Origin of the sequence: Chitinophaga sp. LS1 (assembly GCF_034274695.1) — a bacterium.
In the GTDB taxonomy this organism is placed as follows: Bacteria; Bacteroidota; Bacteroidia; order Chitinophagales; family Chitinophagaceae; genus Chitinophaga.
The window spans coordinates 6,098,009-6,112,510 of the sequence record NZ_CP128362.1; the positions used below are offsets into that span (position 1 = coordinate 6,098,009).

Genomic DNA, 14,502 nt, shown 5'->3' on the forward strand with positions numbered 1-14,502 from the left:
CCTTAAATCAGCTTATGCAGCGAATACTCGTAGTCGAAGATGAAATAAAAGTAGCCAACGCCGTCAAAAAGGGCCTGGAGGAGAATGGCTTTGAGGTAGATGTAGCCTACGACGGCCGTATGGGTAAAAGCCTTGGCGCTTCCAATAATTATGACCTGGTGATCCTGGACCTTAACCTGCCCCATAGTAATGGTTATGAAGTATGCGAAGTGATCCGCCGCCGCAATAACCGTATCCCCATTATCATGCTGACTGCCCTGGGCGGTATGGAAGACAAGATGCAGGCCTTTGAGCTGGGGGCAGACGATTATCTCGTAAAGCCGTTCGATTTCCGGGAACTCCTCGCGCGCATCCGCGTATTCCTGAAAAGAGCCGGTAGCGAAGTACAGCAGAACTCTCAATACAAGATCGTCATCGCCGACCTCGAAATAGACAGGGAAAAGAAAGAAGTGACCCGTAGTGGTAAAAAAATCCCCCTCACAGCCAAAGAATACCAATTGCTGGAATTCCTGGCCCTGCACAAAGGGAAGGTGATCTCCAAACTCGTCATTGCCGAAAAGGTATGGGATATTGACTTCGATACAGGTACCAATGTGATCGAAGTATACATGAACTTCCTTCGTAAAAAAATCGATAAGGATTTCGAAAATAAGCTGCTGCATACCAAAACTGGTATGGGATACTACCTTGCAGAAGAATAGTGAAGATCAAATATAAAATAGCACTCTCCTACTCTATTTCAGCCATCATATTGCTGAACACCTTTGCTATTCTCGCTTATTACTTTTCTTCACAATCCAGGCAGGCAGAGTACCTGGACCGCCTGGAATACCGCGCACGCTCTATCGCCAATGTAATCATTGAAGATAATACCGTGAAGGTAGACCTGCTGCGCAAACTGGATAAAACCACCTTCCAGGACCTCTATAAAGAAAGCATTCTTGTATATAACCTTAACTACGATCTGCTGTATTCTAATTTAAAGGATACAGCAATCCGTACTTCCCGTCCTTTACTGGATTATATTAAGAAGTATGGAGAGTATAGTCATGGCCGTGATAACGGTGAACTGGTCGGCGTATATTATACAGAGGGCGATGTATCGGTGATCGTACTGGTGTCTTCCTTTGATAAATATGGTTATCAGAACCTGCAGAACCTGAAGCGGATCCTGATAATTGAAATTGTCGTAGCCGTAATTCTATTAGTCATCATCGGCTATTTCTTTGCCCGTAAAATGGTACAACCCATTGATAAACTGGTAAAGCAGGTAAAGACCATCAATGCCAACAACCTGCAGGGGATCAGTGTAGAAGCCCGTGGCAAGGACGAGATTGCGCAGCTGGGTGCAAACTTCAACACCATGCTGCAACGCCTGAGCGATGCATTTGACCTGCAGAAGAGCTTTGTGAACAATGCCAGCCATGAACTGAGAACTCCGCTGGCATCTATCATCAGCCAGCTACAGGTAGCCCTCTCCAAAGACAGAACAAAAGAAGTATACGCCGATATCTTAGCCTCCGTACTGGAAGATGCAGAGAACCTCTCCGACCTGAGTAATGGTCTGCTACAACTGGCACAAAGTGAGCTCAACCAGCAGAAATTTATCTTCAGTGAAGTACGTATGGATGAGCTGCTGCTGGAAATGGGCAACCTCGTCAAACTAAAACATGTACCGGTAGCGGGTGAACCGCAAAGGGGCCCTAAGGTCGATATCAGCTTCCTGAAAGTCCCCGACCAGGATACAGAGCTGGTAGTACAGGGCAATGAGAGCCTGCTGAAGGTATTATTCCTGAATCTGCTGGACAATGCCTTTAAATTTTCTACTGACAACACTGCAAGGGTTACAATCGATTTCTTCACACATAATATACAGATCCAGGTCAGAGATAATGGGATCGGTATAGCCCCGGAGGAACTCAACAAGGTATTTGAACCCTTTTATAGAGGAGCAAATGCTCATCAAACCCGCGGCCATGGCCTGGGACTCTCTATCTGTAAAAAGATCGTGCAACTGCACAAAGGTCATATTTCCGCTTCCTCCACCCCCGGGAAAGGCACGATTTTCACCGTTATCCTGCCCCACACCTGATTATTTTAATGAGTTTTTAATTGTGTTTAAAGCATTCTTTAAGTGAGAATGGGGAATTTTGCTATTATTCTAAAGAACGACATGAAGTGCAATTTTCTTTTCTCCCTTTTACTTTCCTCAGGATTTTTCCTGGGGGGCTGCAAACATCCGCAGCTGGAAGGCGGGGCGACTAAAAAGACCTTTGTACTGAGTGATACGATGTTGAAGACAATTCGGATAGATACTGCCAGTATAGAGCCCGTGCAGATGGAATTACATTTTTCAGGAAAAGTGGCTGGTAAGATCAATAAGCAGAAAGATATAGAGATCCTTGTAGATTATTCTTCCCAGCACCTCGATGATGTAAAAGAAGGCTATAAAGCTGAAATTGTTACTGCAGCGCTACCCGACAAGATCTTCTACGGAATTGTAGATGCCGTCGATTCTTCTTCTAATGCAATTCAGTTAAGTATAAAACTGGATGATATGAACAAACTACTGAAGCCAGAGATGTTCACGAAAGTCATTTTACATTACAGCGAAGGAGATGATATGGTAGCCGTGCCAGAAAATGCCGTGATCGCAGATCATTGCAGGAATTATGTACTGGTGTTTAAGGATAAGTATAATATCCAGCTAAGAGAGGTGGAGACTTATACAACGTCAGGAGAAACAACATATATCAGCAAAGGACTGGATGCAGGAGAGAATGTGATATTAGATCACCAGCAGCTGATCTATGATGCATTAAGCGAGAATTAAGTTTTAGTTCGCATATAGGTTGATAGAATGGACATGCAAACGCAGCTCTTTCAGATGTAAAATTTGTCTGAACTGTTTTCATGCTCAATTACTCCGCCCCGCCGCAGAAGAAACAACGCGGGGCGGTTTTTCTTTTAAGTATTCATATCCTTTAGAAATAGCAATTAGATTAAAAAAACTCGCTTCTCCTTTTGGCAGAAGCGTTTTTTTTTATGCACGCCTGCGGCACCTGAATGCCGGATTGTGTACCTATTCGTTCATCCTCGGACGTAATCGCTGTTTCGCCTTATTAAATACCATCTGCCCCTTATCCGCTCCTTTCCTCATTTCCTGCTGCACTTCTGGTTCCAGGTGATACACTGACTGACATGCTGAGCTACAACATCCATCATACTTTGCCGCACACTCCTCACACTGTATAAACAGCAAATGGCAACCATCATTTTTACAATTCGTATGCGAATCGCATGGCTTTCCACACTGGTGACAACTGCTGATAATTTCATCTGTAATACGCTCCCCTAACCTATCGTCAAATACAAAGTTCTTTCCTTTGAATTTGAGTGGCAATCCCTGCTCCTTTGCCTTGTTCGTATATTCAATGATGCCCCCTTCCAGGTGGAATACATTCTTAAACCCATGATGCAGCATATAAGCCGATGCTTTTTCGCAACGGATACCACCAGTACAATACATCACGATGTTTGCATCTTTATTTTCCTTCAGCATATCAACTGCCATCGGCAATTGCTCTCTAAAGGTATCAGATGGCACCTCGATCGCATTCTGAAAATGCCCCACTTCAAACTCGTAGTGGTTGCGCATATCTACCACAATGGTATTCGGGTCGTCAGTAAGTTCATTGAATTCCCTGGCTTTCAGGTATTTACCTTTATTTTCCATGGAAAAGGATGGGTCGTCGATACCATCTGCCACGATCTTCTCGCGCACTTTGATCTTTAGTACCCAGAAGGATTTGCCATCATCATCTACTGCTACGTTCAAACGTATGCCATTGAGGAAATGATACCCATACAGGCGATTCCTGAATTCCTCAAAGTGATGCTCCGGAATACTGATCTGGGCATTGATACCCTCTGATGCCACGTAAATCCGTCCAAATACCTTCAGCTCATCGAGCTTGAGGTACAAGTCATCACGAAATGCCTGTGGATCTTCAATCTTTGCGTACTGGTAAAACGAGACGGTGACGCGACGAAATGTCTCTGCTGCCAGCTTTACTTTTAGTTCAGCTGCAGAAATACGGTTGTGTAGTGCCATTTTTTTAGTAGAAATTTTAAGAACACTTGCCTTGTGAGCAAAATTTCTACGATTCCCTTTGTGGGTTTCGTAACCCCTGACCTAATTTCAGGAGCTGCAAAGGTAACAATCTACTTTTAAATTTTCACGCCTCCCAGACTGTAGGTTCTGAGGACCACTCATATAGAAGGGATGACATGTAATAAGCTGCACTACTGATAATCAATACATAACCTGTAAAACCGACCGTTAAATACTCCTGTAAACCTACCCAGTCATAGATTTCTGCAAAGTAGGCGAACGTAGCAAGTACTACACCCAGGATGAATGCGAATAATGCAATTCTCTTCATAAGGGGACATTTTAATTCACACGAACATGTTATAAAAGTCCAGACTATTCTGGCTTGAATTTAGATTACAAATATTATAACATGCTACAAATACAAAAAGTTCAGGTTGCCGCAGACATATCTGAACCCGTATAACTATCTGATTATTATTGTATATAAATTAATTTTAAGACTTGGCACTCTTTTTGACTTAAACGAACAGGACAAGTAATCAGCGTTTAACCCAAAAATGTGAATTTTATGAGTACAATTTTTCTTTACATCTTTTACTTCATCGTAGGATTGTGGATATACCGCCTCCTGGCTTACTTTTATGATCGTGATCCCAAAGAAAGCTATAAAACAAGAAAGGAAAGATATTAGGCAGGCAAGGGAAGGTCAATGGCAGACTTTCCCTTTTTTTATGAAATTATTTTCATTCCCTCTTTGAGGAATGCTTTTATTGAAAGAGCTGGCCTCTATGGCTCCGGCGTATTCTGCTGGCGCACCATCCCACCAAATAATCCTCCAAATCCTACCCTCACTCCTATGCGTGTCGCATCCTTACTTTGGTATCCCGCGATTACATCAACGCGCAACAGCTTAAAAATATTCTCCAACCCGGCAAAAACTTCTACATAATTGTTATTCTGGTTCACATAAAAAGCGTTAGAACCAGCTACCAGGTTCCATTTCAACCTGTTTAGCAAAGGGATTTTATTTGTCAGCAACCCGTTAAAATGATGCTCCACATTGGCGGTCGCATAAAATGGCGCCGTCGTGCTGTACCTGTAGTAAGGTGCCAGCTGGAAACTATTCAGATAGTTGATATTATAGAAGGTCTGGTTCCCGTTGAAGTGCTGATAATCAGGTATATCTACATGCTTATCATTCAGGAATCCACCCAATTTTACCCTATACATAAACTCCCCGAATAGCTTCAGGTTCATATTATCCTTGATCTGGAACTGCCATTTATCAAAATCCGCATCACTACCCGCTATACCATGGATCCCCTTGGTATACGTGACCCCAAAAATGGGATATTTGGAACCAAAGGCGATCTTCCTGTCCGGCAGCTCGATAAATTTCTGCCCTGGCTGGAAAGAGAACCCAAGTTCTGCCACCAAAGCCTGGTTCCGGGTAAATGGAATATCTGCCAGCTCGTAGGGATGGTTGGGAAGGAACTGTTTATTGCTGTTCTTAAAAAATACAAAGTCGGTGGTATTCTCCAATGGCATACGATCCTCATACCGTACCCCCAACCTGAGGAAAGAATTGTTCTCAAACCGTCGGGTAAACTGAAGCGTGGTAAAGTAATTCTCATACAGCTTCATATAATTCTCCTTCAGGAACAAGGTATAGAACTCATTTTCCAGGGGAGAAATAGGATTATCGTGATTGAACTGGCTTACCCTTTTCCCACCACCCAGTATCCAGGTATTCTGGCCAATGCGGTTGTGAATCCGGCTCTCCTGCGTCCATTGCAGATAAGTCCAGGCATTGAGGTGTGTATTGCTGAAACCATAGCGGATATAAGGCATGATCTTCAGCTCCTGTGACCGGGAAAGGTTCAGTTTCAGTTCAGGTTCCACATTTAGTACCAGCCCTTCTACAGTGTTGTACCCGAGTTGTTTAATCAACCCTTTCATAGACAGCTGATGTGAATAAATTCCTGTATCTCTCTGAAAGTAATAGTTATGTTTTGCCCCAGACCAGAAGAAGTCGGTAAATTTGACAGGGTGCTGGTGTTTGCGCAACGTATCGAGCGTACGGGAAGACCTGGCGCTGTCCCGCTCCGCCTGGGCAGTACTGTCTTTTACACGGAAGTCCTTTACTTCTTCCTTTTCAAGTGGCACGGGACGAATGCTATCCCAGTAGGCCAGTAGTTTTTTATCGAAAGCGGTATCGTACCGCATGATAGTATTATCGAAATGCTTCTTTTGGAAGTTAGGATGCAGGTCGTAATTTGAATATACATTCACGAAATTGCCCACCATATCAAACCCAAATTGTTTGATGCTCATGGTAATGACCTGATCTTTGGTACGCCATACTTCATTGTTCACAGGTACATGGATCTGGCGGATGCGCAGGGTATCCATGATCTCAAGCTGATAATCCTGTGTAAGTAGCAGGTCTGCACTGTGGATCCGCCAGTCGTCGTCCGTGATAAAGATATAACCGGAGAACAATGGTTCGAATTTCCTGCGGGGCATCACCTTTATTTTATTGACGGTTTTGCCATCATCCTGGAAGGTGCCTTCCAGCTGGTATTTATAATAGAGTAAGGCGTTTTCTGCAATGGGAGAAATGTAACCACGTTTGTTGAATTGAGTAATAACAGCGGTCACGTTGTTATCATAGAGGTCTATAAAAGCCGGAAAACTGAACCCAAATCCACCGCCACTCTGACGTGCAGAGAGTACTTCGACCTTTACATTGTCAGGCTCCTGAAAGTCTACGCGGGTCATAGATTCAGAGAGGAATACCACACCTTGCCCGGAAGAGTCGACACCCATGTCTTTCTTATCTAACTTCTTCCCGAAAAACTTTTCAGGCACATCCCTCAGCTTGAACATACCTTTGATATAATCATTGCAGGTATACTCATTTACCTGGTGACGGTAAAAGTTACGCTTTTTGATCGCTGCCCTGATAATGGCGTAAGCAGGGTCTTCCCCACCTGATTTAACCACCACTTCTTTGATCTGCATGCTTACGGGTTGTAAGGCAAAATCCAGCGTCTGTTCTGTATTGGTAATAATGACTTGTTTTTCCAGTTTACGATAGCCCATATACTGGCATACCAGTGTATAAGTGCCTGCTGGAATGTCCAGCTGATATTGTCCGGCAGCATTGCTGGTTGTACCAGTAGTGGTACCCTTTATGAAAATAGTTGCGTATGGAAGTGGGATTTGTTGTTCATTCGTAATACGTCCCTTGACAATGGTGGCCTGCGCGAGGTTAAACAACATACTAAAGAATACTGTCAATGCAGTGCTGTGCATAATTTCCTTTTATATGAAAAAGGATCGCTTTTGCCATTGACAAAAACGATCCTTCTAAAAATGAGTTTTATAGTGTCCTTTTGTACCGCAGATAACTACCTGATAAACTACCCAGGCCTGCCGTAAGCCCACCGATAAATGCGCTTACTACGCCAATCAATATCGGACTTTTAACCTTCAGAATCAATTCGCTCATCCTGTTTGCCAGGATGTGGTCATTCCGTACATCTGCCATGAAGGCTAATGCCAGCCAAAGCAGGAACACGGCAATGAAGCCGTTCATAAAACTACGCAATGGCGGCAATGGAATGGTTACAGCTACAACAAAAGCCGCAATTGCCACCGTCCACCATGCTAAAAATAAACCACCCAGATAACTGAGTATAACGATTAAGATAAAACGAGGGAAAGACTTCATAACGGGAAGATAACAAAAAGGGCTTATTATAACTGTAAAAAGCCTTCAATTTGTTTTTTCACACGTTGATAAGTATCAACCTGGAATACCTGCGAATTTGGAACGATAAGCTGATTCCAGCTGTAGCTTTCCTTGTAATCCCAGGCACTCTGCCCGTTGGATGCAAATACTTCCAGTTTGAAGCCGCGGGACTTGTCCATATCGTTGGTTAGTTTGAACCAATCCGGGCCTCCCTCTTTCCTGGCTTTATCAGCGCCTTTACCATAGGTTACCTGTACGGCAATTACGTACTTTACTTTCAGGAGAATGCACAACCCTGTTTTGTCCAGGTAGTAAGGCTGATCCGGTTCAATACCGGCATCTGTAAGCAGTTTGTTTGTTCTTCCTGCCGGTTGTAGCGTATCGCCACCGGCATAGAGAGAATTGTAGAGCGCCTCCTGTAAAAAGACACCAATCTTTTTAGTGTAATCTTGCATTTCAGGTGTAACCTCTCCTGCGGGAATACCATAGTTAACGGAGAACGGCAGAATAGCTACACCACGCTGCGCAAAGGCAGTAACTGTTGCCAAAAGGGCAAGGCATAGGAATAATGAACGACGCATAGGATTTAAAAAAAGTAGGTAAAAGGAAATAAAAAAGGACTGAACGAAAGATTATTCTTTGTTCAGTCCTTCAAATATGCAAAATAATTTGCTTATTTCCAACGCCTGATTAATATCAGCGATATAAACATGTATATTTTATCCGTATAGGAGTCCTATAGATTACTTACTCACTTCCAATGCCTGCGTAATATCTTCGATGATATCCTGTGCATTTTCCAATCCAACAGAGATACGGATCATACCAGGCGTAATACCCACTTTCAGTCTTTCCTCGTTAGTCAGTTTCGCATGTGTGGTACTTGCAGGGTGAGACGCAATACTGCGGCTATCGCCCAGGTTCGCCGTCAGGGTCAGCATTTTCAGGGCATCCAGGAAACGGGTGCCTTGTTCCAGTCCACCCTTCAGTTCAAAACATACTATACCACCGCCACCGGTCATTTGTGCCTTCGCTATTTCATGCTGAGGATGACTTTCGAGCATAGGGTATTTTACCCATTGCAGCAGTGAATTTCCTTCCAGTGCCTTAGCCAGTGCCAGCGCACTTTCGCAATGCCTTGCCATACGGATGTGCAGGGTTTCGAGGCTCTTGCTCAGTACCCATGCATTGAATGGAGACATTGCCGGACCTGTACTGCGGCAGAATGTATGGATCTCCTTAATCAGGTCTTTACGACCTACTACTACCCCACCTAATACGCGGCCCTGGCCATCCATCCACTTGGTAGCGGAGTGAGTTACAATGTGTGCGCCGAGTGCGATCGGCTTTTGCAATACAGGAGAAGCGAAGCAATTATCTACATTTAATATAACGCCATGCTTGTCGCAGATCTTTGCCAACAGGCTGATATCAACTACTTCCAGACCTGGGTTGGAAGGAGTTTCTACAAACATCATCTTCGTATTCGGCCTGATCAGCGCTTCTACAGTTTCTGGTTTGTTGATATCAAAGTAAGTGTACTCAATGCCCCATTTAGGAAGGAACTTAGTGATTACAGTATGGGTAGAGCCAAATATAGAGCTGGCAGAGAGCAGGTGATCACCTGTTTTCATAAGGGCCATGAAGCTCGCAAATATGGCGCTCATACCGGAGGCAGTAGCATAACCATCTTCAGCCAGTTCCAGGCTACATACTTTACGTACAAATTCGTCTACATTCGGGTTGCTGAAACGGCTGTATATATTATTATCTGTTTCATCTGCAAAGGTAGCGCGCATTTCTTCTGCACTGTCGTAGGTAAAACTGGATGTAAGGAAGAGAGGTGTAGAGTGCTCCATCTGCCACGTCTTCTCTGTTTGTATTCTGACTGCGTTCGTTTCCGGCCGGTATTGATCTTTCTCCATTACTTATTTAAGTTGTTTATGTACAATTTGACTTTGTCAAGTATTTATTTGCCTCAATCAACCATTTACCCTGGTTTCCCATGTCAGGTTGCCTCCTGCGCGACGAAGGGTCTCTGCAACGGAGCAATATTTAGTCATAGAAAGTTCTACTGCTCTTGCGGCCTTGTCAGGGTCCAGGCTGGTGCCGGAAAGGTGGAATATAATATGAACGTTCTCCCAGATGGAAGGCTCCTTACCTTTTTCGCGCTCTCCGTCTATTTCGATTTTAAAGTCCGTCAGTTCCTGGCGCTGTTTTTTCAGGATCATGGCTACATCTATAGCGGAGCAGCCACCGAGTCCCATCAGCAACATCTGCATAGGTCTTACGCCATTATTCTTACCACCATTCTCAAGGGAAGAGTCCATTAAAACTTTATGCCCCTGCTCATCTACAGCTTCCATGTTGAATGCATCGTCGATTCTCTGTAATGAAATCTTCATATTCGGTGTTATTTATCCTACAAATATAAGCAATGCGGCAGGATTTTTAGAAGTCATAAATTATTCAAAACCGGACAGGCTCAGATTATTTTGCCACCGAATAAATAAAATGGAGATGCATTTTCCATGCTTCTTCAGGCGCTAATAAATTTGATGATTTCCAAATTTCTCCTCATTTTCTTGACTTATACGGCTCATATGTTATATTTGCGCAAATTTTTCCGGGGTTTTGACGGTACAGATCTATCATAATACGCACACATTTACACTGGAGTCCGGGGTCGTGTTACCGGAGTTGCAAATCGCCTATCACACATACGGTACGCTGAATCATAGCAAAAGTAATGTGATATGGATCTGCCATGCCCTCACCGCCAATTCGGATGTAGCCGACTGGTGGAAAGGCCTCATTGGTCCGGGCAAGGCTATTGACCCTGCCCGTCACTTCATTGTATGTGCAAACATATTGGGCTCCTGCTATGGCAGTTCAGGCCCGCTTTCCATCAATCCTGCAACCGGGAAGCCTTATTTTTCCACCTTCCCGCAAATAACCGTGCGGGATATGGTGCAGGCACATACCCTGCTGCGCCAACACCTGGGCATTGACGAAATTCTATTGCTCATGGGCGGCTCCATGGGGGGCTACCAAAGCCTGGAATGGGCACTGCTGGAACCAACCCGTATCCGTCAGCTCTGCCTGCTCAGCACCGGCGCTTCCGAAAGCGCCTGGGGAATCGCCATACATACCGCTCAGCGTCTCGCTATTGAGGCCGACAGCACCTGGCGGGAACATCGTCCGGATGGCGGCGCAAACGGCTTAAAAGCCGCCAGAGCCATTGGTATGCTCACCTATCGTAACTACCAGACCTTCGTTCGTACCCAGTCCGACCCGGACAATGATAAGACCGACGACTTCAAGGCTGCATCTTATATCAACTACCAGGGCGACAAACTCGTAAAACGCTTCAATGCCCAGGCCTACTGGCGCCTCACCAAAGCGATGGATAGTCACAACATCGCCCGCGGCCGTGTCACCGATCTGGCAGGTACCCTTGCCCTCATTCAACAACCTACACTCATTGTAGGTATCACCAGCGATGTGCTCTGCCCACCTGAAGAACAACACTTCCTCGCCAAACATATTCCGGACGCTACCTATCACGAAATCGATTCTTCGTATGGCCATGATGGTTTCCTCATCGAAGTAGATATGATAGGTACACTGTTAAATAACTGGTTATTATAATTTGATCAATGCGTTAAAATCTGATTAAAAAGGTCTTAAAATTCCTTAAGACCCTTTAAACTGTTATAGCCTCCATCTATCTTTGTATCAGATTTAGCATGACAAAGGCATTTTCATACATATTACTCTTCCTACATATTGCGACTACTATGTTTATCCCGGTCGCGGATGAGAAGGATATTTATGATACCCGAGGCCGACAGATCAATGATGTCAACACACTCTTCGATTTTGTCAATCATGTAGTGCTGGGCAATACAGAGGTCAACCAGCAGGACGAAGACGATGATCAGCCACACTATTTCACCGGAAGCAATAGCGTGTCTTATTATATCTCAAGTCAACAGGAAATCGCCTGTAGCAGACAGGAACCCTCTACCAGCGACTTAGCTGTGGCGTACCCGCTATTGGCAGTACAAAAGCCGCTGGCTATCGCCTACGAAATTCTTACACCACCCCCGGAAGTCTAACTTTTACTTTATAAGTCATGAACTTTTATCAGCTTTTCAGGTTGATAAAGGAGCTTCGTGTACATACAGACCTAACACATTAAAATAGTATTAAATTCAAATCAGATGTATAGTCGGGATTCTAAAACAAAGCGCCCTCCCCGGATTGTAGCCAGTTGTATCATTATGTTGTTATTCGCATTCAAGGCATCTGCACAGGACACCGTGCACATTAGCCTGCAGGATGCGGAGAAACAATTCCTGGATAAAAACCTGGACCTGCTGGCAGAGAAATACAATATCTCTATCGCCCGCGCGCAGATCATCCAGTCTAAATTGTACAACAATCCCACCCTTCAGGTAAGCGGGAATCTGTACAATCCTGACAGGAAACAATTTTTTGATGTCAGCAATCAACATGGTCAATATGAGATCGGCATTACCCAGCTCATCTCATTGGCAGGCAAAAGAAACAAACAGGTAAAGCTCGCGCAAACGACTGCGGCCATGTCTGAAAATGCCTTCTTCGACCTGCTGAGAACCCTGCGTTACTCTCTCCGTAGTAACTTCTACCAGGCTTACTACCTGCAGAATTCTATGAGGGCTTATGCAGACCAGATCATCGCTCTTGAAAAGATGGATGCTACCTACAAGGATTTACAGTCCAAAGGTCTCGTAACCCTGAAAGACGCCGTGCGTCTCCGCTCCCTGCTTTATAGCCTCAAAGCGGACCGCACTGCTATGGAAAACCAGGTGCTTGATATCGAATCTGAACTGCAGATCCTACTCGCAAACAATCATGCATATTATGTAATTGATATGCCTGAAAATGCAGCGGCAAACCTGCCTGCTATCCGCAATACCAGTCTGGCCAGCCTGGTAGACACCGCATATGCCAACCGTCAGGATCTGCTAATGGCCCAAAACAATCTGCTCTATAACCAGCAAAACCTGAAACTGCAAAAAGCCATGGCTGTACCTGACCTGAACCTCGGTGCAGACTTTGATAAGCGCGGCAGCTTCGTGGACAATGCCTCTTTCCTTACTGTCGGTATTGATCTCCCCTTCTTCAACAGGAACCAGGGTAATATCAAATCTGCCAGCTACAGCATCGATCAGAATAAGCTACTGGTAACTCAGCAAACACAAAAGGTGGAAAATGAAGTGCAAACCGCTTATGTGAAAGCATTGAACACAGACAAAATGCTGGAATCAGTAGATCCGGAGTTCCGTGGGCAGTTCGAACAACTGCTGAAATCAGTGACTGACAACTTCCTGAAAAAGAACCTCAGCCTGCTGGAGCTCACTGACTTCTACGACTCTTATAAAGAAAATATGCTGCAACTAAACCAATTGCAAAATGATAGGATGCAAGCTATAGAGACGCTCAATTTCGCAGTTGGTAAAACTTTGTTCAATAATTAATCACAACCTTAGTATAGTCATGAAACCTTTTGTTATATATCTCTTTCCTGTTGCACTCGGATGCATGCTTACAGCATGTGGTGGTCACACGCCTGAAGTAGTCAAAGATGAAAACGCACTGTCAGATAGCCTGGTAAAGAATGTGCAAACCGCACCAGCTACATTTGAAAATCCTTCGGAAACAATCAAACTGAATGGTAAGATCGTTCCGGACGAAACCAAAGAAGCTAAAGTATATGCGCTGGTGAGTGGTAAGATCAGATCAGTGAATGTAGAACTGGGCGATTTTGTAAAACAGGGTCAGCTCCTCGCCTTACTGCAAAGTACCGAAGTAGCAGGCATCAGCAACGATGTATCTGTGGCCGAGTCCAATGTAGCCCTGGCGAAGAAAAATGTTGAAACCCAGAAGTCTCTCTTCGAAGGTAACCTAGCTACCCAACAGGATTACCTGGGTGCACAGATCGAAGAAAAGAAAGCTGAATCTGAACTGAACCGCGCCCGCTCCGTAGCCAGCATCACCGGTGGCAGCAGCTCAGCATATACTTTGAAAGCACCGATCAGCGGTTATATAATTGAGAAAAATATTAGCAACAACTCCGAAGTTCGCCAGGACAACAGCGCGAACCTCTTCACTGTTGCCGACCTGAATACCGTTTGGATCATCGCAAATGTATACGAAGCAGATATTCCTGCTATCAAACTGGGCGACGAAGTACGTGTCACTACCCTCGCAAATCCTGAAAAGGATTACATCGGTAAAATCGACAAAGTATACAATGTACTGGATCCTGCCAACCGTACCATGCAGGTGCGTATCAGCATGCAGAATGCAAGTGGAGAACTGAAACCAGAGATGTTTGCCACTGTAAAAGTAAATACCAAACCAGCCGCTACCAGCATGCTGAGCATCCCTGCCAATGCTGTGGTGATGGACAACAGCAAGCAGTATGTAGTAGTAAAAACAGCCAAAGGTCTTGAAATCCGTGAGATCAAAGTGATTCGACGTATCGACAACAGGGCGTTCATCTCTGGTCTGCAGGTAAATGACCAGGTAGTGACCAGCTCACAGGTATTTATTTATGATGCCCTTAATACAAAATAAT

Annotated in this window: 15 protein-coding genes; 8 read left to right on the forward strand and 7 right to left on the reverse strand. The window is 44.5% G+C overall.

The annotated features are described in order from the left end of the window. Positions 1-14 precede the first annotated feature (14 nt). The 3 genes from QQL36_RS25095 (at position 15) to QQL36_RS25105 (ending at position 2,833) form a co-directional block, all read left to right on the forward strand. Entirely contained in the window at positions 15-701 is a 687-nt protein-coding gene (locus tag QQL36_RS25095) for a response regulator transcription factor (protein WP_083725443.1), read from the forward strand. Continuing rightward, complete coding sequence (locus tag QQL36_RS25100) at positions 701-2,092, forward strand: ATP-binding protein (RefSeq protein WP_083725441.1); 1,392 nt, start codon at positions 701-703, stop codon at positions 2,090-2,092. Before QQL36_RS25095 ends, QQL36_RS25100 begins: the two co-directional genes overlap by 1 nt. An 81-nt stretch (positions 2,093-2,173) precedes the next feature. Beyond that, positions 2,174-2,833: an efflux RND transporter periplasmic adaptor subunit gene (locus QQL36_RS25105; protein ID WP_083725439.1), complete on the forward strand. Its 660-nt coding sequence runs from the start codon at positions 2,174-2,176 to the stop codon at positions 2,831-2,833. Between the two features lie 249 nt (positions 2,834-3,082). Here the strand turns inward: QQL36_RS25105 and QQL36_RS25110 are convergent, their stop codons facing one another. Together QQL36_RS25110 and QQL36_RS25115 are read right to left on the reverse strand one after the other, a co-directional pair. Beyond that, the gene (locus QQL36_RS25110; RefSeq protein ID WP_083725437.1) at positions 3,083-4,114 is read right to left on the reverse strand and encodes a rhodanese-related sulfurtransferase; all 1,032 of its coding nucleotides are present in this window, start codon (positions 4,112-4,114) and stop codon (positions 3,083-3,085) included. A gap of 124 nt (positions 4,115-4,238) precedes the next feature. Further along, positions 4,239-4,445: a hypothetical protein gene (locus QQL36_RS25115; protein ID WP_083725435.1), complete on the reverse strand. Its 207-nt coding sequence runs from the start codon at positions 4,443-4,445 to the stop codon at positions 4,239-4,241. Between the two features lie 240 nt (positions 4,446-4,685). Between QQL36_RS25115 and QQL36_RS25120 the strand changes: the two genes are divergently transcribed. Beyond that, a complete protein-coding gene (locus QQL36_RS25120; RefSeq protein ID WP_255373884.1) occupies positions 4,686-4,808 on the forward strand; it encodes a hypothetical protein in 123 nt (40 codons plus the stop codon). A 95-nt stretch (positions 4,809-4,903) separates the two neighbouring features. On the opposite strand, the gene QQL36_RS25125 is transcribed toward QQL36_RS25120, so the two are convergent. The 5 genes from QQL36_RS25125 to QQL36_RS25145 all read right to left on the reverse strand — a co-directional run bounded on the left by QQL36_RS25125 (position 4,904) and on the right by QQL36_RS25145 (position 10,279). Then, entirely contained in the window at positions 4,904-7,435 is a 2,532-nt protein-coding gene (locus QQL36_RS25125; protein WP_321567164.1) for a DUF5686 and carboxypeptidase regulatory-like domain-containing protein, read from the reverse strand. Positions 7,436-7,502: 67 nt separating this feature from the next. Further along, positions 7,503-7,853, reverse strand: a complete 351-nt coding sequence (locus QQL36_RS25130; protein ID WP_321567165.1) for a hypothetical protein — start codon at positions 7,851-7,853, stop codon at positions 7,503-7,505. Positions 7,854-7,879: 26 nt separating this feature from the next. Then, entirely contained in the window at positions 7,880-8,455 is a 576-nt protein-coding gene (locus QQL36_RS25135) for a hypothetical protein (protein ID WP_143708937.1), read from the reverse strand. Between the two features lie 162 nt (positions 8,456-8,617). Beyond that, a complete protein-coding gene (locus QQL36_RS25140) occupies positions 8,618-9,799 on the reverse strand; it encodes a trans-sulfuration enzyme family protein (protein ID WP_321567166.1) in 1,182 nt (393 codons plus the stop codon). Positions 9,800-9,856: 57 nt separating this feature from the next. Further along, entirely contained in the window at positions 9,857-10,279 is a 423-nt protein-coding gene (locus QQL36_RS25145; protein ID WP_083725425.1) for an OsmC family protein, read from the reverse strand. Between the two features lie 229 nt (positions 10,280-10,508). On the opposite strand from QQL36_RS25145, the gene metX reads away from it, so the two are divergent. The 4 genes from metX (at position 10,509) to QQL36_RS25165 (ending at position 14,501) form a co-directional block, all read left to right on the forward strand. Then, on the forward strand, positions 10,509-11,525 hold the full coding sequence (metX, locus tag QQL36_RS25150) for a homoserine O-acetyltransferase MetX (protein WP_321567167.1): 1,017 nt from the start codon (positions 10,509-10,511) through the stop codon (positions 11,523-11,525). 149 nt (positions 11,526-11,674) lie between these two features. Then, positions 11,675-11,995: a hypothetical protein gene (locus QQL36_RS25155; RefSeq protein WP_143708935.1), complete on the forward strand. Its 321-nt coding sequence runs from the start codon at positions 11,675-11,677 to the stop codon at positions 11,993-11,995. Between the two features lie 105 nt (positions 11,996-12,100). After that, complete coding sequence (locus QQL36_RS25160; RefSeq protein ID WP_083725419.1) at positions 12,101-13,399, forward strand: TolC family protein; 1,299 nt, start codon at positions 12,101-12,103, stop codon at positions 13,397-13,399. Between the two features lie 19 nt (positions 13,400-13,418). Then, positions 13,419-14,501, forward strand: a complete 1,083-nt coding sequence (locus tag QQL36_RS25165; protein WP_083725417.1) for an efflux RND transporter periplasmic adaptor subunit — start codon at positions 13,419-13,421, stop codon at positions 14,499-14,501. Position 14,502: the final 1 nt, after the last annotated feature.